This window comes from Undibacterium sp. 14-3-2 (genome assembly GCF_016595265.1).
In the GTDB taxonomy this organism is placed as follows: Bacteria; Pseudomonadota; Gammaproteobacteria; order Burkholderiales; family Burkholderiaceae_D; genus Undibacterium; species Undibacterium aquatile.
Genome location: NZ_JAENGS010000003.1, coordinates 164,228 through 184,453, shown reverse-complemented (window position 1 = coordinate 184,453; position 20,226 = coordinate 164,228). Strand labels below are relative to the sequence as shown.

Here is a 20,226-nt window from a genome sequence, read left to right as displayed (position 1 = left end):
AGCGTTACCGCAATGCCAGATTTCCGGCAGGGGTAAGTCTTGCCTTATCAGTCAAGGAAATGAAATGAGTGAAGATCAGAATACTATCCTGCAACGCCGTCATGCACGTTACGTTGAACAGGTGAAAAAGACCACTGCACTGCGCCGCAGCGTGCTGACAGGCATGCTGGCATTGACAGCGATTGCTTTTGCCGGAGGCCTGAATGTCGCTCATGCGCAAACGAAAGTCGCAGCGAAAAGTGTCTTGCGCATCGGCTACCAGAAGTACGGCACGCTGACTGTGCTGAAAGGCAGTGCCAGCCTCGAAAAACGCCTTGCGCCGCTGGGTGTGGAAGTGAAATGGACAGAGTTTCCGGCGGGCCCGCAATTGCTGGAAGGTCTGAATGTCGGCAGTGTCGATTTCGGTACTACTGGCGAAGCGCCGCCGATTTTCGCGCAGGCGGCCGGTGCCGATTTACTGTATGTCGGCAATGAACCTGCGGCTCCTGCGGGCGAAGCGATCGTCGTACCGAAAGGCTCTGCACTCAAATCGGTGGCGGATCTGAAGGGCAAAAAAATCGTGCTCAACAAAGGCTCGAATGTGCATTACCTGCTGGTGAAACTGCTGGAAAAAGCCGGGCTTGCCTACAAGGATGTGGAAGTCGTATTTCTCGCACCCGCCGATGCGCGTGCCGCGTTTGAGCGCGGCAGCGTTGATGCCTGGGCGATCTGGGATCCGTTTCTGGCGGCCGCTGAAAAGCAGCTCGGCGCACGCGTGCTGGCTGACGGTAAAGGCGCTGTCAGCAACCACCAGTTCTATCTCGCTTCACGCTCTTATGCACAGAAGCATCCAGAGATCATCAGTGTGATTCTGGATGAGATCGCCAAGACCGGCGACTGGAGCGCAAAGAACATCAAGGCAACCGCAGCAATTCTGTCGGTGCAGGTTGGTCTGGAACCGACAATCGTTGAACTGTCCGTCGGCCGTTTTTCTTATGGTGTGAAGCCCTTGTCTGAGGCCGTGATTCAGGAACAGCAAAGCATTGCAGATACCTTTGCCGATCTGAAGCTGATCCCGAAACGCATCAACGTACGCGATGCAGTCTGGCTGCCATCCGGCGCTAAAACATCTGTCCTGAAATAAAGAAAGAAATGCGATGAGCTTGAATATTTTCTGGTTTATTCCTACCCACGGCGATACGCGCTATCTCGGCACCAGCCACGGCGCGCGCGAAATCAGTTACGACTACCTGCGACAAATCGCGGTGGCGGCGGATACTCAGGGCTACGATGGTGTGCTGCTGCCGACCGGTCGCTCTTGCGAAGATGCCTGGGTCGTTGCTTCGAGTTTGATCAGCGCGACGAAAAAATTGAAATTTCTGGTGGCAGTTCGTCCCGGGCTGAGCAGTCCGGGTCTGGCAGTGCGTATGGCGTCCACCTTTGATCGCTTATCGAACGGGCGCTTGCTGGTCAATATCGTTACCGGTGGCGATCAGGGCGAACTCGAAGCCGACGGTGTGTTTGCTGATCATGAAAAACGCTATGAAATTACAGAAGAATTTTTACATATCTGGCGCGCATCGCTGGCGGGTGAAGGTGGTGATGCCGGTTATGATTTCAGCGGCAAACACCTGACCGTGAAAGGTGCGAAGACCCTCTATCCACCGGTGCAAAAGCCGCATCCGCCTTTGTATTTCGGCGGCTCATCCGCACCGGCGCACGAGCTCGCAGCGGAACAGGTTGACGTTTATCTGACCTGGGGTGAACCACCTGCGGCCGTGGCTGAAAAAATCGCCGACATGCGCGCACGCGCCGCTAAGCATGGCCGCACTTTGCGCTTTGGTATCCGCCTGCATGTGATTGTGCGTGAAACCAATGAAGAAGCCTGGGCGGCAGCAAATGATCTGATCCGTTATGTTGATGATGACGTGATTGCGCGGGCGCAGAAAGCGTTTGCGAAGATGGATTCGGTCGGTCAGCAAAGGATGTCGGCGCTGCACGGCGGCAAGCGCGACAAACTCGAAGTTTCACCGAATCTGTGGGCGGGCGTCGGGCTGGTGCGCGGTGGTGCCGGAACGGCGCTGGTCGGTGATCCGGAAACGGTGGCTGCGCGCATTAAAGAATATGCGGCACTCGGCATTGAGACCTTTATTTTTTCCGGTTATCCGCATCTGGAAGAATCGTATCGTTTCGCCGAACTGGTCTTTCCGCTGATAGGAAAATCGGTGCCGCGTGTGACGAGTTCGCTCACAGGTCCTTTCGGCGAAGTGATCGCGAATTCCATCGCACCGCAGGTTTCGCAAAGCTAGGAGCACAGCATGGCGTCGCCGCTTATTACTGAGATCAATGAATTCAATGAGTTTGCTGCACTTGCAGACGACTTGTCGCAGACCTTCGGTGGGCGCGGACTGACGCGTCCAGCCACGCCGTGGCGTCTTCATGCCTTGCGCATTTTGCGTGCCTTGGCACCGTGGGCGGTGCCGTTGTTATTGCTGGTGATCTGGCAGGTGTCGGCGCAACAGGGCTGGTTATCCAGCCGTATTTTGCCGGAGCCGCTGGCAGTCGCGAAAGCCTTCTGGAATCTGAGCGTTTCCGGAGAAATTTTTATCCACGCAAAAACCAGCCTGTGGCGTGCGGTATCGGGTTTTGTGATTGGTGGCGGTCTGGGCTTGTTGCTCGGTCTGCTGACCGGTACTTTCCGCAGCGCTGAAACCCTGCTCGATACTAGCCTGCAGATGATACGCAATATTCCGGCGCTGGCGCTGATACCGCTGGTGATTTTATGGTTTGGTATCGATGAAACGGCGAAGCTGTTTCTGGTGTCGGTCGGCGTATTTTTCCCGGTGTACCTGAATACCTTTCACGGCATACGTTCCGTTGATCAGGGCTTGATAGAAATGGCGCGCAGCTACGGCTTGTCGGGTTGGGCTTTATACCGCGATGTGATTTTGCCCGGCGCTTTGCCTTCTATTCTGGTCGGCGTGCGTTTTGCGCTGGGGCTGGTGTGGGTCTTGCTGATCGTTGCTGAAACCATTTCAGCGCAGGCGGGTATCGGCTACATGACTATGAATGCGCGTGAATTTTTGCAGACCGATGTCGTGTTGGTGGGGATTTTGCTGTACGCCCTGTTGGGAAAAATCGCCGATGTGTTGTCACGCGCACTTGAACATTACTGGCTGCGCTGGCATCCGGGTTATCAGAGAAAGCTTGCATGATGTCGAAGCTCATATATTCCCCCTCGCCAGCGGTGGCGCGTATCGCCGCGCTCAGGCAAGAGCTGGACGACGGCATTAGCCAAGTCACTGAATATGCGGCGCAGCCGACATCTGCTGCGGACGTGATCAGACAATACAGTGGGCAGGACAGCAGACAAGACAGTAGAAAAGAACTGAGCCCAGCGCAGAAATCGCCGCAGATTTCACCTCTGCCACATTTGCCACGTCAGACGCCGCAATCTGGCACGGCCATCCGTATTCAGAATTTGCAAAAATCATACAACGGCCGCAGCGTGCTGAAGTCGTTGCAACTAAATATCGAAGCGGGTGAGTTTGTCGCCGTGATCGGTCGCAGTGGCTGCGGTAAAAGCACCTTGCTGCGCCTGATCGCCGGTCTCGAAAAAGCCGACAGCGGCAGCCTGAAGTTTGCCCAGCAGGATGTTCAGAACAACGGGCAGAACAACAGCCGCCCGGAAACCCGCGTGATGTTTCAGGATTCGCGGCTGCTGCCGTGGAAAACCGTGCTCGATAACGTCGCCCTCGGTTTAAGCGGTCGTCGCAGCGATGCAGTTGCGGCGCTGAACAAGGTCGCGCTGGCTGAGCGCGCTGGCGAGTGGCCATCGGTATTGTCCGGTGGTCAGCGTCAGCGCGTTGCGCTGGCAAGAGCGCTGGTGCATGAGCCGACCCTGTTGCTGCTGGACGAGCCGCTGGGTGCGCTTGATGCATTGACGCGCATCGAGATGCAAAGCCTGATTGAGCAACTCTGGCAGCAGCGCGGCTTCACCGCTTTGCTGGTCACGCATGATGTGCAGGAAGCGATTGCACTGGCCGATCGTGTGATTCTGATTGAAGACGGGCAGATCACGCTGGATCAGAAAGTCGATCTGCCGCGGCCACGCGCGCGTGGCAACCCGGTCTTTGCCGCGCTGGAAGAACAGATACTGGCGCGGGTGTTGCAGCGCCCGGCGCAGCAGCCGGATGCGGAACTCGGCGACGTGTCGCTGCTCCGCACGGTCAACCAGGTGACTTGGGCGATTTAAGTCTCAGCTCTGCTGGCAGCTTCAAATCAGCATCAAATCAGTATAAAACATACTCCGGGGGAGTATGTTTTAAACCCCAATGAATTCAAGGACATTAGGGGTATTTTATTAAAAAAGCGGGGGAGTATCTGTTTTTCGGGATATTTTCCGCATCACAAGGGAAGAAAAATGACGATTCAGGCGATTAATGTACGTAACCAGTTCCGCGGCAAAATCAAAGCGATTATCGAAGGCGATGTTGTCTCCGAAGTCGATGTCGAAACCCCGGCCGGCATCGTGACATCCGTGATCACGACGCGTTCTATCCGCGATCTGAATCTGGTGGTCGGCAGCGAGGTGGTGGCGCTGGTGAAGGCAACCGAAGTCTCGATCGCGAAACTGTAACTAGGCGTACTACGTGTCGTCACAGCGACCACGCACTGATAGCGTTACTACTGACGGCGTTGCTGGGCGAAACAACGCGTGGCCGCTGAAGGGAGGAAATATGCATCATCTGACATTACAAAATTATCTGAGCCGCCTGCGTCATTCTATGGCCAGCAGCCATCTGTGGCTGGACGAGCAGGGGCGCGCCCGCGGACGCTATTTCAATGCGAGCCTGACCAGCGCGTTTCAGGCGATACGCTCGGGTCAGGATCATCAGATCGTTGCTTATGAAGCCTATGCCCGCAGCTATGATCCGGGCGATCAGGGACTGAATATCTGGAAGCTGCTGGAATACGTCGCGAATGATGATGAATCGGTGGAGTTGGATCGTCTCTGCCGCTTGCTGCATACGCTGAATTTTTATCGTCAGCAGCCAGAGTCGGGGCTGGATTTGTATCTGAGCGTGCACAGCCGCTTGCTGGCTGCCGTGGAAGGTAATCACGGTAACGCATTTCGCCGCATACTCAATACACTGGAAATACCGCATGAACAGATTATTCTGCAACTGCCGCTGATCACGCCGAGCCAGCGCTGGGTGCTGACGCATGTCGCCGAAAATTACCGCCGCAATGGTTTTCGCATCGGCGTGAATGCCAGCACCTTGGAACAAGCGGGTGATTTACTTGACCGCATACGGCCTGATGCGATCAAAATCGACATCAGCGCCGCCAATCATGCGCCAGCGCAGATCAGTTTGCTGCAACGTGCAGATCAGGCGCAGTGCAATATCATTTTCCGGCGCATAGAAAATGAAGCGCGCTTGCTATCGCTGCAACAGGCGAACGACACGGCCAGTCCGTATCTGGTACAGGGCTTTTTGTTTGACTTACCGAAAGCAACGCTGGTCGGACAAGCAGTGGCGCTGCCAGCGGCCGCATCCCATACAGGCGCGACCGTTGCGGCTGCCGGGGCGGAACTGCCGGGCTGAGCCGCATTGTTTCGGTTGCCTCGGTTACCTCGGTTGTTACAGTCGACGCAGTCGCCCTGGTGACTGACTTCGGCCTTGCTATATGTGTTTATCATCTAAAGACATAACAAAAAATTCGTTTTTCTTATATCAAAATCCTGCCAATATTTGCCATCTTTAGTTGAATCAGTAATAAAGGCTGACTATGGCATCTGCTGCAATTGCAACAGGCGGTCAACCGACCAGTAAACGCGTGCTTCCCGGCTTTTATCTTTCGCTGGGATTTACCTTGTTTTACCTGGCGTTGATTGTCTTAATCCCGCTTTCTGCGGTTTTTCTCAAAACTTTTACCATGACCTGGCAGGCGTTCTGGGATACCGTGACATCTGATCGTGTCATGGCATCGTATCGCCTGACTTTCGGTGCGTCTTTTCTGGCCGCGCTGATCAATGTGCTGTTTGGCGGCATCGTTGCCTGGGTATTGGTGCGCTATAAATTTCCCGGCAAGCGCCTGATTGATGCCCTTGTCGATCTGCCATTTGCCTTGCCGACAGCAGTCGCCGGTATCACGCTGGCGACCTTGTATGCGCCGAATGGCTGGATAGGCAAATTGCTGACACCGCTCGGCATCAAAGTCGCGTTCACGCCTTTAGGTATTTTGATCGCCCTGACATTCATAGGCTTACCTTTTGTGGTGCGCACAGTGCAACCGGTACTCGAAGAAGCCGAAAAAGAACTCGAAGAAGCAGCGCTGAGCCTGGGTGCCAGCCATTGGCAAGTGTTCACACGGGTGATTTTCCCAACGATATTGCCTGCGATGCTGACCGGCTTTGCGCTCGCGTTTGCGCGGGCGACCGGCGAATACGGCTCGGTGATTTTTATCGCTGGCAACATGCCGATGATTTCGGAAATCACACCGCTGTTCATGATTACCAAATTAGAACAATACGATTATGCCGGTGCCACTGCCATCGCGGTTGTGATGTTGTTGCTGTCGTTTGTCTTGCTGTTGTCGATTAATGCTTTGCAGGCATGGACGCGCAGCCGGCAAGGAGGAAAAGAATAATGAGCACCACCACTATTTCGTCAGCCTTACCGGTAGCAAACCAACGTCGTGCTGAACCCGCGATCACTCCGGCAGCGACGCTGGAACCTTTGTGGATACGCGTCACGCTGACCCTGATCGCATTCGCGTTTCTGACCTTGTTTTTATTTGTGCCGCTGACGGCGGTGTTTGCCGAAGCCTTGAAAAAAGGCTGGCAGGTGTATCTGGAAGCGATCGTCGAACCGGATGCTTTGTCGGCGATTAAATTGACGCTGATTGCGGCGGGCATTGCGGTGCCGCTGAACCTGATTTTCGGTGTTGCCGCCGCCTGGACGATTGCGAAATTTGAGTTCCGCGGCAAGAGCGTTTTACTGACGCTGATCGATTTACCGTTTTCAGTGTCGCCCGTGATTTCAGGCTTGGTGTATGTGTTGCTGTTCGGTGCGCAGGGCTGGTTTGGCGAATGGTTGCGCGATCACGATATCAAAATTCTGTTCGCGGTTCCCGGCATCGTACTGGCGACGATTTTTGTGACTTTTCCGTTTGTTGCGCGTGAGTTGATTCCATTAATGCAGGCGCAGGGCAGTGAGGAAGAAGAAGCCGCGCTGGTACTGGGCGCATCGGGCTGGCAAACCTTCTGGCATGTGACTTTGCCGAATATCAAATGGGGTTTGCTGTATGGCGTGATCCTGTGTAATGCGCGGGCGATGGGCGAATTCGGCGCGGTGTCAGTGGTGTCCGGCCACATTCGCGGCGAAACCAACACCATGCCTTTGCAGGTCGAAATTTTATATAACGAATACAACTTCGTTGCGGCGTTTGCGGTGGCCTCGTTGCTGACTTTGCTGGCCTTGCTGACACTGGCGTTAAAAACGATCGTTGAATGGCGCACCAATGAGAGTCGCGCCCCCATTTCTGAAGAATAAGCTGGAGCGAAAATCATGAGTATCGCCGTTAATCAATTAAATAAACGTTTTGGTCAATTTACTGCGCTGAATAATGTTTCGCTGGATTTTCCCGATGGCGAACTGACGGCCTTGTTAGGACCATCCGGCTGCGGCAAAACCACTTTGTTGCGCATCATCGCCGGTCTGGAATTTGCCGACAGCGGCCAGGTCTTGCTCGATGGTCAGGACGCGTCGCAACAGCATGTGCGTGATCGTCAGGTTGGCTTTGTGTTTCAGCACTATGCCTTGTTCAAGCACATGACGATATTTGAAAACATCGCATTTGGTTTGCGGGTGAAACCAAAAAATGTGCGTCCGTCGGAAGCGCAGATCAAAGAAAAAGTCACGAAACTGCTGGAACTGGTGCAGCTGGATTGGCTGGCAGACCGTTACCCACCGCAGTTGTCCGGAGGTCAGCGGCAGCGTATCGCGCTGGCACGTGCACTTGCCGTGGAGCCGCGCGTGCTGCTGCTGGATGAGCCTTTCGGCGCGCTCGATGCGAAGGTGCGTAAAGAGCTGCGCCGCTGGTTGCGCCGTCTGCATGATGAATTACATGTGACCAGTATTTTCGTCACGCATGATCAGGAAGAAGCACTCGAAGTTGCTGACAAGATCGTGTTGATGAATCAGGGTCAGGTCGAACAGGTCGGTGCGCCTGCTGAGGTGTATCAGCATCCGGCCACACCGTTTGTGTATGGATTTTTGGGTAACGTCAATCTGTTCCGTGGCCGTGTTCATGAAGGCATACTCGATGCAGGCGGTGTGCCGTTTGAAGCACCGGGTCATGCCGATACCAAAGATGCCTTCGGCACGGCCTATGTGCGTCCGCATGAATTCGAGATCGACCGCTACGCGCCGGGCGCCGAGGGGTTGGTTGTGCAATTGCGGCGCGTGCACAGCATAGGCCCGCTGGCGCAACTAGAAATGGAGCGTGATGATAACGGCGATCTGGTCGAAGCGATGATATCGAGCGAGCGTTATCTGCAATTACAACTGAAAGTCGGTGAGTCTCTGGTGGTCAAACCCAAGCGCTTGCACGTCTTTGTCGATAACAACTGACCGGAGATATACAATGAACTTTCAACAATTACGCTCGATCAGAGAAGCATCCCGACGTGGCTTTAATTTGACCGAAGTTGCCAATGTGCTGTTCACTTCGCAGCCAGGTGTCAGCCGCCAGATCCGCGAGCTGGAAGAAGAACTGGGCGTGGATATTTTTGAACGCAATGGCAAACGTCTGACCGGCCTGACCGAGCCTGGAAAAGGCATCCTGCCTATCATAGAACGTTTGCTGCTGGAAGCTGAAAATCTGCATCAGGCCGGCAGCGAATATTCGGATCAGACCAAAGGCACATTGGCGATTGCCACCACGCATACGCAGGCGCGCTATGTGTTGCCGAAAGTGGTGCAGCAATTCCGCCGGGCATTTCCGGAAGTACGCATCGCTTTGCAACAAAGCTCACCCGAACACATCGCCGAATGGGTGATGTCAGGCAAAGCCGATATCGGTATTGCGACTGAGGGCTTATCGCAATTCAAGGATCTGGTGTCGTTCCCATGCTACGAATGGAATCACGTGATCGTCGTGCCGGAAGGCCATCCTTTGTTGCGTAAAGAAACGCTGACGCTGGAAGATCTGGCAAATTATCCGTTGATCACGTATGACGTCGGTTTCACCGGCCGCGGTCATATTGATGCGGCTTTTGTCGATGCCGGTTTGCGCACCGACATCGTGCTGACCGCAATGGATTCTGACGTGATTCAGCAATATGTCGCGCTTGGCTTGGGTGTAGGTATTGTGGCGTCGATGGCGATAGAAACGAATCGTACCAATGGTTTGCGCACCGTCGCCGCCGATCATTTGTTCACGCCAAATGTGACCCGGCTGGCAGTGCGGCGCGGTGCGTATTTACGCACCTACACTTATGATTTTATCCGCCAGTTTGCGCCGGCACTGAGTAAGGAAGATATCCGTAAGGCAATTGCAGACGCTGACAATAACTGATTGACCGCAGAACGCTGCTTGCGCCGCCTGCATAAATACTGGCATTCACGTCTATCTGCGTGATGGCCGAAATACGCCGTGTACAATGGCCGCTTTTCCTGGCGGCTATTTTTTCGTCGCTATTTTTTGAATGAATCCGTATGCCTGCATTTGAACAAAAAATCTGTACCCGCGCTGTATTGGCCGAACGGGTTGCTGCATTACCCAAACCTGTGGTGATGACGAATGGCGTCTTTGATATTTTGCATCGTGGTCATGTGACCTATCTTGCTCAGGCCAGAGAACACGGCGCGTCGCTGGTGGTGGCACTGAATACGGATGCTTCGGTCAGACGTTTGGGCAAGGGTGATGACCGCCCGGTGAACACCTGTGCTGATCGCATGGCCGTGGTTGCGGCATTAGAAGCAGTCAGCCTGGTGGTGGATTTCGATGAAGATACCGCGTTAGAAGCGGTACTCAGCGCGCATCCGGATATCTATGTCAAAGGCGGCGATTACGATATGAGCGCGATTCCGGAAGGGCAGGCGGTACTGGCGTATGGCGGTCAGGTGGCAGCGATTGATTTTGAACACGATCGTTCCACCAGCAAGTTGCTGGCGAAAGTCCGGGCGCAGACCTGATATCGGCGTCCGGCTTTCTGCAATGCCGGACACAGTTTTTCTAAGGTCAGGCGCCGCCGGCAAATCCGTTCTGGCGCCAGGCTTCGTAAATGACGACCGCCACGGTATTCGACAGATTCAGGCTGCGATTGTCTGGCCGCATCGGCAAGCGTATGCGTTGACTGAGCGGAAAAGATTCACGCAATTCGGTCGCAAGTCCGCGGGTTTCTGCGCCAAAGACGAAATAATCGCCGGGGTGAAAGGCGACGCTGGAAAATGCCGTCGAGCCATGCGTGGTCATCGCAAACATTCTTTGTGCGTCCGGTTGTTCACTCGCCAGAAACGCTTCCCAGTTCTTATGCACTTTCATCGTCGCATAATCGTGATAATCAAGACCAGCGCGTTTCATCTTGCTGTCGTCAAGTGGAAAACCAAGCGGTTCTATCAGGTGCAACTGGGCTCCGGTGTTTGCACATAAGCGGATGATGTTGCCGGTATTCGGCGGAATTTCAGGTTCTACGAGGACGACGTGAAACAAGGCGTTTCCTTAATAAGTATGATGTGGAGTGCGGGCAAAAACATAGTTGCTGACTTTGCGTGCGCCAAAACGTTTCAGCATTGTAGCGATTTCGTGAAGGGTCATGCCAGTGGTGATGACATCATCCACGATACCGATATGCTTGCCTTTGATGGCCAGCAACAGATGATCATCGGGCACGAAGGCGTTTTTCACATTGCGCATCCGTGCATCGGGCGCCAGGCTGCTTTGTTTGGCGGTTTCCCGGGTTTTGTGCAATGCCTGTGGATGCAAGGGGATGCCCAGATGTTGCGCCAGTGGTCTGGCTATCTCCAGTGCCTGATTGAATCCACGTTCTGTCAGCCGGTTTTGGCTTAATGGCACGACGCAGAGAAAATCGGGCAAATCCTGATGCTGCTGGCGCAGAATGGCATCGCGCAACATTGCGGCAAACACCGGGGCGAGCGCCAGATGATGGCCGAATTTTAATGACAGCACCAGACGGTCTTGCGGTGCTTCGTAATCGCAGGCAACGATCGTGCTGTCGAAGGCTGGTGGATTTTGCAGGCAGTCGCCACAACGCGGCGTATTGGCGCCCGGCGGCATGCTCAAACCGCACTGTTCACAACGACAGATGTCGCGCGGAAAATAGGTGATCAGACACTGTTCGCAAATGACATCCGGATTCTGGGCATGGCATAAGGCACAACTGCACGGCAGCAGTTGCGTCAACGAAGCTTGCCAGCTTTTATGCAATATTTGCCGTAAGTGCGTCATCTGTTTGTGCCGTCATGCAGCGGCCGTAATCACAAGCGTGTAAACTCCCGCATTATCTCATCCAAACAGACGCCAAGATCGTTTTCCTTATGCTCAGTGCACCTATCGACACAAGGCTGGTTCGTCAGCTTTTTTCCCATCCGGCAAAAGTTGCCGGTTCTGATTTTTTACGTCGGGAGATTGCCGGGCGTATGCGGGAAAAGCTGGAACTCGTGCGGATTACACCCGCGCAGATACTCGATGCAGGTTGTGGAACCGGTGCCGATGTCGCTGAGTTTCAACGCATGTATGCCGGAGCGCAAGTGCTGGCGCTGGATGCCGCACCGGCGATGCTGACAGAAATTCAGGAGCAACAACGGGCAGCGATGAGTGCGGTTGGTCGTTTGTTTGCAAAATGGACACCGGTCGCCTTACGTGGCGAGCAGGGCGCCAATCTGATTTGTGGTGACTTTGCCAAATTGCCTTTGCCATCGCAGTCACTCGATCTGATCTGGTCGAATCTGGCCTTGCACTGGCATCCTCAACCCGATCTGGTGTTCGCAGAATGGCGCCGGGTCTTACGCACCGATGGTTTGCTGATGTTTTCATGCTTCGGGCCGGATACTCTGAAAGAATTACGCCAGGCTTATGCGGATGTCGACGAATTTCCACATACTTTGCCGTTTGTGGATATGCATGATTTCGGCGACATGCTGGTGAATGCCGGTTTTTCTACGCCCGTCATGGACATGGAGAAAATCACGCTGACGTATCAGGATACAGAAAAGTTGCTGGCCGACGTGCGGGCGCTTGGCGGCAATCCGCTGCTGAGCCGTCGTCAGGGGCTGAGCGGAAAACATGCGCATCAGGCAATGCTCAAGGCGTTGGAGCAGCAACGCGCTGCCGATGGCCGTATTGCCTTGAGTTTTGAGGTGGTTTACGGGCATGCTTTCAAGCCAGTCAACAAGAAAACGGCTGTAGGCGAATCCATCGTCCGCTTCGATTTGCCAAAAAAACGACCTTAATTTTGTTTGATCTGGATTAAAGAAGCATCTTAAAGTGATAAGCAAGCGCTATTATTCGTTGTTTCATTTGCGCCAGATCATTGATTTCTTGTTTGTATTCTGCTTGATATCCTTTTAAGTTACACCTTATACTCACGACGTTGTAGAAGTTGCCAGCACGCACTTTGTAACAATATTCCGCGTCCTGGTACGACAAATTCATAAGAATTCTAAACGGGGTTTTGGGGATATCATGAAACATGGAAAGCGATTAAAGTCGTTCATGCTGGGTGCCTCGCTCCTGGCGGCAGAACTGCCCGCGTGGGCAGTGGTCGACAGCCAGGGTGGACCGGCAGTGCGCCAGTTAAATTTACAAACACCTGTCACACAAATAGCGGAACAAATTTACTCGATACATAACCTGATGCTGGTTATCTGTCTGGTCATTTTTGTTGCCGTCTTCGGAGTCATGTTTTACTCCATCCTGAAACACAGGAAATCTCTCGGCCATAAGGCAGCCTCTTTTCACGAGAGTACGACAGTCGAAATTGCATGGACTGTGGTGCCTTTTCTGATCGTGATCGGTATGGCTCTGCCAGCGACCAAAACAGTCGTGGCGATGAAAGATACCTCGAACGCTGATATCACGATTAAAGCCACAGGTATGCAGTGGAAATGGGGTTATGACTACCTCAAAGGTGAAGGCGAAGGCATTTCTTTCTTATCGACCTTGTCCACACCCCGCACCCAGGTTGGCTCTCCCGGCGTCGCGCCGACCGAAGCCCGTGGTGATAATTATCTGCTTGAAGTTGATAATCAGGTCGTCGTCCCCGTGAATAAAAAAGTACGCATTATCACCACTGCCAACGACGTGATTCACTCCTGGACGATTCCGGCTTTCGGTGTGAAGCAGGATGCGATTCCCGGCTTCGTCCGCGATACCTGGTTCAAAGCAGAAAAAATCGGTGTCTATCGCGGTCAGTGTGTGGAGCTGTGCGGTAAAGAACATGCGTTTATGCCTATCGTCGTGAATGTGGTTTCTGACGACGACTATAAAAAATGGGTCGATACCAAGAAAAAAGAAATGGCCGCCAAAGCGGATGACCCGAATAAAGTCTGGACGGTCGATGAGTTGAAACAGCGTGGTGAGAAAGTCTATGCAGCTAACTGTGTTGCCTGCCATCAGGCGAGCGGCAAAGGTGTTCCGGGTGCCTTCCCTGCATTAGAGGGGTCGCTGATTGTCAATGGTGCCAAAGCGGGTCAGGTTGGTATTTTGTTGAACGGCAAAAATGCGATGCCATCGTGGAAATCCACTTTGTCCGACACGGAAATCGCCGCCGTCATCACCTATACCCGTAACAGCTGGTCTAATAAAGCCGCTGAAAATATCGTCCAACCAGCTGAAGTTCTGGCTGCGCGTAAGTAAACGTACTAAACGTACCGGAAACAGGAGACAAGATGAGCACCACAACTGTTGATCACGCTCACGATCATTCGCACGACCACGCGCACGACCATCCTCATGGTTTCCGCCGCTGGTTGTTTGCCACCAATCATAAAGATATCGGTAGTCTGTATTTATGGTTTGCATTCACGATGCTGTTATCAGGCGGCGTTCTCGCCCTGATTATCCGCGCTGAGTTATTTCAGCCCGGGCTGCAACTGGTGCAACCGGAATTCTTTAACCAATTGACGACCATGCATGGTCTGATCATGGTGTTCGGCGCCATCATGCCGGCCTTCGTTGGTTTCGCCAACTGGATGATTCCGCTGCAAATCGGCGCATCCGATATGGCGTTTGCGCGGATGAATAACTTCTCATTCTGGCTGATGCCACCCGCCGCGATTCTGCTGGTGTCGTCATTCTGGGTGCCGGGTGGTGCAACCGCAGCAGGCTGGACGCTGTATGCACCGCTGTCGACACAAATGGGACCTGGTATGGACATGGCGATTTTCGCCGTGCATATCATGGGCGCATCCTCCATCATGGGTTCGATCAACATCATCACTACGATTCTGAACATGCGCGCTCCAGGCATGACGCTGATGAAAATGCCGATGTTCTGCTGGACCTGGTTAATTACTGCTTACCTGCTGATCGCGGTGATGCCGGTATTGGCTGGTGCGATCACCATGACCCTGACTGACCGTCATTTCGGCACGTCCTTCTTCAACGCTGCCGGTGGCGGTGACCCTGTGATGTATCAACACATTTTCTGGTTCTTCGGACATCCAGAGGTGTACATCATGATTTTGCCTGCTTTCGGTATTATTTCCCAGATCGTGCCTGCGTTTGCGCGCAAGCCTTTGTTCGGCTATGCATCGATGGTGTATGCGACTGCATCCATCGCGATTCTGTCGTTTATCGTCTGGGCGCATCACATGTTTACAACCGGTATGCCAGTGACGGCGCAGTTGTTCTTCATGTATGCCACCATGCTGATCTCGGTTCCTACCGGTGTGAAAGTATTTAACTGGGTGGCAACGATGTGGAAGGGATCGATGACATTTGAAACACCGATGTTGTTTGCGGTTGGTTTCATTTTCGTCTTTACCATCGGCGGTTTCACCGGTCTGATACTGGCGGTGACGCCGATTGATATTCAGTTGCAGGATACTTACTACGTGGTCGCGCATTTCCATTATGTGCTGGTCGCTGGTTCGCTGTTTGCCTTATTCGCGGGTTACTACTACTGGAGCCCGAAATGGACAGGCTTCATGTACAACGAAACCCGCGGTCAGATTCATTTCTGGCTGTCGCTGATCACTTTTAACATCACCTTCTTCCCTATGCATTTCCTGGGGCTGGCCGGGATGCCACGCCGTTATGCTGATTATCCGGCGCAATTTACTGACTGGAATACGGTCGCTTCGGTCGGTGCGTTTGGTTTCGGTCTGATGCAGGTGTATTTCATTCTGGCGGTCGTGATTCCTTCGATCAGAGGTGGAAAAGCTGCGCCAGCAAAACCATGGGAAGGCGCAGAAGGGCTGGAGTGGACAGTACCAAGTCCGGCACCGTTCCACACCTTCGAAGAGCCTCCTGTCGTTAAATAATGAATAAAGGCAGAGGTGCCGGATAATTTTCCGGTACCTCTGAATAAAAATGAAAAACGACAACAAACCTAACAATTTACGAACTGCACTAATCCTGCTTTCTGTCGCGTTGATATTTTTTATCGGCGTGTTTGTCAAACAGGGCTTATTGCGGTGAAGTGGAATACCTGATGTCCGGATCTGACGAAAACACGAAGACTGAAGCCCATCAGCTGAATGCCAGAATGTTTGGCAAGCTGCTGTTGATCGCGGTCATGATGTTTGGTTTTGGCTATGCATTGGTACCGATTTACAAACAGATTTGTGAGTTGACCGGTGTGAATATCCTGACGCCAAAAGATATTTCGTTAAAGGAAGTAAGCAATTCTCAAATCGACAAAACGCGTGAAATTACTGTGGAGTTTGATGCGAACACGCAAGGGCCATGGCGTTTCCGCCCTACGGTTTCCAGCATCAAGGTGCATCCCGGTGAAATGGCGCAAGTTGTTTATGAGGTGGTGAACAAACAGTCTTACAAGATGGATGCGCAGGCGATACCGAGCTATGCACCGCAGCAGGCAAGTAATTACTTCAAAAAGATGGAGTGTTTTTGTTTTCAACAGCAGACGCTGAATGCGAACGAGGCACGGCAAATGCCAGTGGTGTTTTACATCGATCCGGCATTACCGAAAGATGTGAAAACCATCACCTTGTCATATACGTTTTTTGAAGTCGGTGGCAAGAGCAAGGTAGCAAGTTCTGGCACACAAGGAAAAACATGAGTGATCTGAAGCAGGCGACGCAACGTAAGGTATCGTTTCTGGCGACGATGAAAGCGGTGTTCTGGTCATTTTTGGGTATCCGTAAGAAAAATGATTACGAGCAGGACGCCGCGCATCTGAATCCGGTGCATGTGATCATCGCGGGCGTCATCGGCGCCCTGATCTTCATTTTTGTGCTGGTGCTGGTCGTCAAGTCTGTCGTCGCAAAATAATAATTCGAGTAGTACATTCAAATGTATCGGGAGATGGAAATGAGTACTTCAAACGCGAAAGCCCCTTATTACTTCGTGCCTGGACCGTCAAAGTGGCCGGTGCTGGCGGGAGCCTCCTTGTTGCTGACCATGATAGGCGCCTCTGCCTGGGTGAATGCAGTGAGCTGGGGCTCTTATGTCAACTTTGCTGGTATTTTTCTGACGCTGGTAGTGTTGTATAACTGGTTTGGCGATGCGATTGCAGAATCCGAAAGCGGCAAATACAGCGCCCGGATTGATGTCTCTTACCGCTGGAGCATGAGCTGGTTCATTTTTTCCGAGGTGATGTTCTTTGCCGCTTTTTTCGGCGCCTTGTTTTATGCCCGCAGTATTTCCATGCCATGGCTGGCAGATCTGGATCACAAAGTCTTATGGCCGGATTTCGCAGCGCAGTGGGGTAATGCTGGCCCTGCCGGCACGGTTGAAGCGTTTAAAACGATGGGACCATTTCCTATCCCGACGATTAACACCGCATTGCTGCTGACATCTGGCGTGACGCTGACGATTTCGCATCATGCCTTGCGTGCAGGCCACCGTGGCACCACGGCTTTCTGGCTGGCGGCAACCGTCTTGCTGGGTGCGGTGTTCATGGGCTTCCAGGTCTACGAATACATGCATGCTTACAGCGAACTGAACCTGAAACTGACCTCGGGTATTTATGGTTCGACTTTCTTCATGCTGACCGGATTCCACGGTTTCCATGTGACGATGGGTGCGATCATGTTGTCGGTGGTTTTGTACCGTGTTCTGAAGGGGCACTTCACACCAGAGCAGCATTTCGCTTTTGAAGGCGCAGCGTGGTACTGGCACTTTGTTGACGTGGTCTGGCTGGGCTTGTATGTCGTTGTCTACTGGCTCTGATTCGCGCAGCAGACTGAGCTGATTCGTTTTCAAATAAAAAAGCCGCACATGTGTTGCGGCTTTTTATTATCGCTAAAGATGTTGGTGACTTATCTGATGCCGGTAGGCTGAATCAACCCGAAATGATTGGCCAGTAATATCAGGATAAACAAACTGATGGAAAAGCCGACTCGGAAAGCGAGTGCTTTGACAGTGCGGTTGCTGCGCCCTTTGTCCTTCATCAGATAAACTAATGCCGATCCCATGCTGAAGATGATGAGAAAAAAAGCAATGGCGACGAGAATTTTCATACTGACTCTTTGACAAAGCGTTATGCTGGGGTGACCGATTTCTTATTGTTAGGACTTCCGCAAAACTGCCCCAGCGGTGTTATGGCTCCTGGTCGTACTATTCGTACTGTCTTCGTCGCCATGCCTTGCTGGAACAATTTTGCGTAAGTCCCATTGTAATGCTTTTTATGCCTATTTCTTTCCGTTTCAGACTATTACCTTTCCTCGCGACCATTGCTGTCGTTGTCGTGGGGCTGAATCTGGGCATGTGGCAAAGCCGGCGTGCTGCGGAAAAAGAAGCGATTGCCGCAAAGATGGCGGAACGTATGCACAGCCCTGCCACGCAATGGCGCAGCGACACACCGGAAGAACAATTACAGCCTTTCAGTAAGGTGACGTTGCGCGGGCAGTTTCTCGATACCTGGCCTATGTATCTGGATAATCGCCCCATGCAAGGCCGGGCGGGACTGTATGTATTGATGCCATTTAAGCTTGAGGGTAGTCGCCGCCATATTCTGGTTGCACGTGGTTGGCAAGCCCGAAACCCGCAGGACAGAACCGTGTTGCCGCGCTTGTTCACACCTTCAGGTACGATAGAAATTCAAGGCATTGTCAAAGAGCATCTTGATCGTGTCATGCAACTGGGGCAGCCTGAGCCGTTTAAACCTAGCGCAATTTTGCAAAATCTGGAGATCAACAGCCTCGCGGCTGAAACCGGGTTACAGTTTTACCCTTTGATCGTCGAGCAGACGTCGCTAACCGAAGACCATCTGCAACGCGATTGGCCAGCGCCTTCGCTGGGTATCGATAAACACAAAGGATATGCATTTCAGTGGTATGCCTTGTCATTAATGGCAGGGATTTTTTTTGTAGTGACAGGAATACGTCGTGGAAAAAACGCAGAATCAAAAAACTAAAGGACGCTGGAAATTATTCATCGTGCTGGCCGTCTGTGCCGCACCGATGATAGCGTCTTACCTCGCTTACTACGTGATCAAGCCAGAAGGCAGAACCAATTACGGCACGATACTCGATCCGCGCCTGTACCCCATGCCAGAGTTACATGCGCGCTTGCTGGGCGCGGGCGATGCCAACGATACAAACAATGCGGACAAGCAAAATGGCTTGATGGCGTATCGTGGTAAATGGATCATGCTGACGATAGACAGCGGTTCCTGCGATGCCGCATGTCAGAAAAAGCTGTATGACTTGCGCCAACTGAGGCTTGCGCAGGGTAAGGAAATGGACAGAATCGAACGGGTCTGGGCAGTTGTCGATGAGCAACCTGTCGATACCTTATTACTACGCGAATACGACGGCATGCATGTGCTGAAAGCCGATGCAGACGCGCTCAAAAAATGGTTGCCGACAGAAGATGGAAGCCAGATCAGCGAACACATTTATATGATCGATCCATTGGGGAATCTGATGATGCGCTTCCCGAAAAATGCCGATCCGAATAAGATAAAAAAAGATATCAGCAAGCTGTTGCGTGCATCTGCGATCGGGTGATGCATGTTTTTACAACTCGCTCTGATAGGTTTGTGTGTCGCGGTTTTGCCCTTGTCTGTCGTACTTTGGTCGCGGGACACCGACAAACACCGCAAGCTGATTGCGGTTACCGTGGCGCTGACGTTTGAACTGATTATGTTCGGTGCTTTTACCCGCTTGACCGATTCCGGTCTCGGCTGTCCTGACTGGCCCGGTTGCTACGGTCAGGCGAATCCTTTGCAATCGCATGCCGATATCCGTGCCGCAGAGGCGGCGATGCCGCATGGCCCGGTGACACTGCAAAAAGCCTGGATAGAAATGATTCACCGTTATCTGGCGATGAGTGTCGGCGTACTGATCATCGCCCAGGTTTATCTTGCGTGGCGGCGACGCAATGCCACAGGCATCTCTCCTTGGTTGGCCAGCTTTTTGTTGGCATTTGTTTGTCTGCAGGGCGCTTTCGGCGCGTGGACGGTCACACTCAAATTGCAACCCGTCATCGTGACTACGCATCTGCTACTGGGGATGGGCTTACTGGCGCTACTATCGGCATCGCTCGAGCAGCATAGTCAGGCGCATGTCATTCAGACGGCGCAGGTATCCGGCTTGCGCTGGCCTGCGACTATTGCCTTAGTCTTACTCTTCATACAAATTGCATTGGGTGGCTGGGTTAGTACCAACTATGCAGCATTGGCTTGCTACGATTATCCATTGTGTAACGGTGCGGTGGTACCGACAATGGATTTTGAACACGGGTTCAGTTTGTGGCGGCAACTGGGGCAGACTGTGAGCGGCGATTATTTACCATTTACGGCCTTGGTTGCCATTCATTGGGTACACCGCAATTTCGCCCTGCTGGTCGCGGTTGTGGTTGCCGTGGTTGCGTGGCGCGCCATGCACTTACCCGGATTCGAACGTCTGGGTCGTCAACTCATGCTGGCGATTGCAGCGCAATTCCTGATCGGGGTTTCGACCGTCTTTTTTTCCTGGCCTTTGTTGCTGGCGGTATTACATAACGGTGGGGCGGCCACCTTAGTGCTGCTGCTGACCATGTTAAACTACCGGGTCAGGCAGACGAAACTGATTGCCACACACTAAT

General features: G+C 52.9%; 24 protein-coding genes. 21 read left to right on the top strand and 3 right to left on the bottom strand.

The window, feature by feature from the left end; translation table 11 throughout:
• Nucleotides 1-163 precede the first annotated feature (163 nt).
• From Undi14_RS08745 to Undi14_RS08695, 11 genes are all read left to right on the top strand, one after another.
• The gene (locus tag Undi14_RS08745) at nucleotides 164-1,123 is read left to right on the top strand and encodes a sulfonate ABC transporter substrate-binding protein (protein WP_234030518.1); all 960 of its coding nucleotides are present in this window, start codon (nucleotides 164-166) and stop codon (nucleotides 1,121-1,123) included.
• A gap of 19 nt (nucleotides 1,124-1,142) precedes the next feature.
• A complete protein-coding gene (gene ssuD, locus Undi14_RS08740) occupies nucleotides 1,143-2,288 on the top strand; it encodes an FMNH2-dependent alkanesulfonate monooxygenase (RefSeq protein ID WP_200179953.1) in 1,146 nt (381 codons plus the stop codon).
• Nucleotides 2,289-2,297: 9 nt separating this feature from the next.
• Complete coding sequence (gene ssuC / locus Undi14_RS08735; protein ID WP_200179500.1) at nucleotides 2,298-3,194, top strand: aliphatic sulfonate ABC transporter permease SsuC; 897 nt, start codon at nucleotides 2,298-2,300, stop codon at nucleotides 3,192-3,194.
• Between the two features lie 74 nt (nucleotides 3,195-3,268).
• Nucleotides 3,269-4,234 (top strand): ATP-binding cassette domain-containing protein, encoded by a 966-nt coding sequence (locus Undi14_RS08730; protein WP_370589933.1) that lies wholly within the window; start codon nucleotides 3,269-3,271, stop codon nucleotides 4,232-4,234.
• A gap of 168 nt (nucleotides 4,235-4,402) precedes the next feature.
• Nucleotides 4,403-4,618, top strand: coding sequence for a molybdopterin-binding protein (locus tag Undi14_RS08725; protein WP_200179498.1), 216 nt, complete (start codon nucleotides 4,403-4,405; stop codon nucleotides 4,616-4,618).
• A gap of 100 nt (nucleotides 4,619-4,718) precedes the next feature.
• The gene (locus tag Undi14_RS08720) at nucleotides 4,719-5,588 is read left to right on the top strand and encodes an EAL domain-containing protein (protein ID WP_200179497.1); all 870 of its coding nucleotides are present in this window, start codon (nucleotides 4,719-4,721) and stop codon (nucleotides 5,586-5,588) included.
• Nucleotides 5,589-5,772: 184 nt separating this feature from the next.
• Nucleotides 5,773-6,633, top strand: a complete 861-nt coding sequence (gene cysT / locus Undi14_RS08715) for a sulfate ABC transporter permease subunit CysT (protein WP_200179496.1) — start codon at nucleotides 5,773-5,775, stop codon at nucleotides 6,631-6,633.
• Nucleotides 6,633-7,538, top strand: coding sequence for a sulfate ABC transporter permease subunit CysW (gene cysW, locus Undi14_RS08710; RefSeq protein ID WP_190480450.1), 906 nt, complete (start codon nucleotides 6,633-6,635; stop codon nucleotides 7,536-7,538). The genes cysT and cysW overlap by 1 nt, the downstream gene beginning before the upstream one ends.
• Nucleotides 7,539-7,553: 15 nt before the next feature.
• Nucleotides 7,554-8,618, top strand: coding sequence for a sulfate/molybdate ABC transporter ATP-binding protein (locus Undi14_RS08705; RefSeq protein ID WP_200179495.1), 1,065 nt, complete (start codon nucleotides 7,554-7,556; stop codon nucleotides 8,616-8,618).
• A 13-nt stretch (nucleotides 8,619-8,631) separates the two neighbouring features.
• Nucleotides 8,632-9,564, top strand: coding sequence for a CysB family HTH-type transcriptional regulator (locus tag Undi14_RS08700; RefSeq protein ID WP_200179494.1), 933 nt, complete (start codon nucleotides 8,632-8,634; stop codon nucleotides 9,562-9,564).
• Between the two features lie 140 nt (nucleotides 9,565-9,704).
• A complete protein-coding gene (locus tag Undi14_RS08695; RefSeq protein WP_200179493.1) occupies nucleotides 9,705-10,184 on the top strand; it encodes an adenylyltransferase/cytidyltransferase family protein in 480 nt (159 codons plus the stop codon).
• Between the two features lie 46 nt (nucleotides 10,185-10,230).
• On the opposite strand, the gene trmL is transcribed toward Undi14_RS08695, so the two are convergent.
• Nucleotides 10,231-10,701, bottom strand: a complete 471-nt coding sequence (trmL, locus tag Undi14_RS08690; RefSeq protein WP_186884456.1) for a tRNA (uridine(34)/cytosine(34)/5-carboxymethylaminomethyluridine(34)-2'-O)-methyltransferase TrmL — start codon at nucleotides 10,699-10,701, stop codon at nucleotides 10,231-10,233.
• A gap of 9 nt (nucleotides 10,702-10,710) precedes the next feature.
• Nucleotides 10,711-11,457 carry a ComF family protein gene (locus tag Undi14_RS08685; protein ID WP_200179490.1) on the bottom strand — a complete coding sequence of 249 codons (747 nt, stop codon included), beginning with the start codon at nucleotides 11,455-11,457 and terminating at the stop codon, nucleotides 10,711-10,713.
• An 89-nt stretch (nucleotides 11,458-11,546) separates the two neighbouring features.
• Here Undi14_RS08685 and Undi14_RS08680 point away from each other — a divergent pair, with 89 nt between their 5' ends.
• The 7 genes from Undi14_RS08680 to Undi14_RS08655 all read left to right on the top strand — a co-directional run bounded on the left by Undi14_RS08680 (nucleotide 11,547) and on the right by Undi14_RS08655 (nucleotide 17,367).
• Entirely contained in the window at nucleotides 11,547-12,461 is a 915-nt protein-coding gene (locus Undi14_RS08680; protein ID WP_200179488.1) for a methyltransferase domain-containing protein, read from the top strand.
• A 232-nt stretch (nucleotides 12,462-12,693) separates the two neighbouring features.
• Entirely contained in the window at nucleotides 12,694-13,866 is a 1,173-nt protein-coding gene (coxB, locus tag Undi14_RS08675; protein ID WP_200179486.1) for a cytochrome c oxidase subunit II, read from the top strand.
• Nucleotides 13,867-13,898: 32 nt separating this feature from the next.
• Nucleotides 13,899-15,494, top strand: a complete 1,596-nt coding sequence (gene ctaD, locus Undi14_RS08670; RefSeq protein ID WP_186884459.1) for a cytochrome c oxidase subunit I — start codon at nucleotides 13,899-13,901, stop codon at nucleotides 15,492-15,494.
• Between the two features lie 49 nt (nucleotides 15,495-15,543).
• Entirely contained in the window at nucleotides 15,544-15,651 is a 108-nt protein-coding gene (locus tag Undi14_RS18205; protein WP_222610806.1) for a cytochrome oxidase small assembly protein, read from the top strand.
• Between the two features lie 13 nt (nucleotides 15,652-15,664).
• Entirely contained in the window at nucleotides 15,665-16,255 is a 591-nt protein-coding gene (locus Undi14_RS08665) for a cytochrome c oxidase assembly protein (RefSeq protein WP_186884460.1), read from the top strand.
• Nucleotides 16,252-16,467 carry a DUF2970 domain-containing protein gene (locus tag Undi14_RS08660; protein ID WP_200179484.1) on the top strand — a complete coding sequence of 72 codons (216 nt, stop codon included), beginning with the start codon at nucleotides 16,252-16,254 and terminating at the stop codon, nucleotides 16,465-16,467. Before Undi14_RS08665 ends, Undi14_RS08660 begins: the two co-directional genes overlap by 4 nt.
• A 39-nt stretch (nucleotides 16,468-16,506) precedes the next feature.
• Nucleotides 16,507-17,367 carry a cytochrome c oxidase subunit 3 gene (locus Undi14_RS08655; RefSeq protein WP_200179482.1) on the top strand — a complete coding sequence of 287 codons (861 nt, stop codon included), beginning with the start codon at nucleotides 16,507-16,509 and terminating at the stop codon, nucleotides 17,365-17,367.
• Nucleotides 17,368-17,456: 89 nt separating this feature from the next.
• On the opposite strand, the gene Undi14_RS08650 is transcribed toward Undi14_RS08655, so the two are convergent.
• Nucleotides 17,457-17,657, bottom strand: a complete 201-nt coding sequence (locus Undi14_RS08650; protein WP_186884463.1) for a twin transmembrane helix small protein — start codon at nucleotides 17,655-17,657, stop codon at nucleotides 17,457-17,459.
• 167 nt (nucleotides 17,658-17,824) lie between these two features.
• On the opposite strand from Undi14_RS08650, the gene Undi14_RS08645 reads away from it, so the two are divergent.
• Genes Undi14_RS08645 through Undi14_RS08635 form a run of 3 tightly spaced genes read left to right on the top strand, consistent with a single transcriptional unit; the run spans nucleotide 17,825 to nucleotide 20,225 of the window.
• Nucleotides 17,825-18,553 (top strand): SURF1 family protein, encoded by a 729-nt coding sequence (locus tag Undi14_RS08645; protein ID WP_200179480.1) that lies wholly within the window; start codon nucleotides 17,825-17,827, stop codon nucleotides 18,551-18,553.
• 46 nt (nucleotides 18,554-18,599) lie between these two features.
• The gene (locus tag Undi14_RS08640) at nucleotides 18,600-19,148 is read left to right on the top strand and encodes a cytochrome C oxidase subunit I (protein WP_234030517.1); all 549 of its coding nucleotides are present in this window, start codon (nucleotides 18,600-18,602) and stop codon (nucleotides 19,146-19,148) included.
• 3 nt (nucleotides 19,149-19,151) lie between these two features.
• Nucleotides 19,152-20,225: a heme A synthase gene (locus tag Undi14_RS08635; protein ID WP_200179476.1), complete on the top strand. Its 1,074-nt coding sequence runs from the start codon at nucleotides 19,152-19,154 to the stop codon at nucleotides 20,223-20,225.
• Nucleotide 20,226 lies beyond the last annotated feature (1 nt).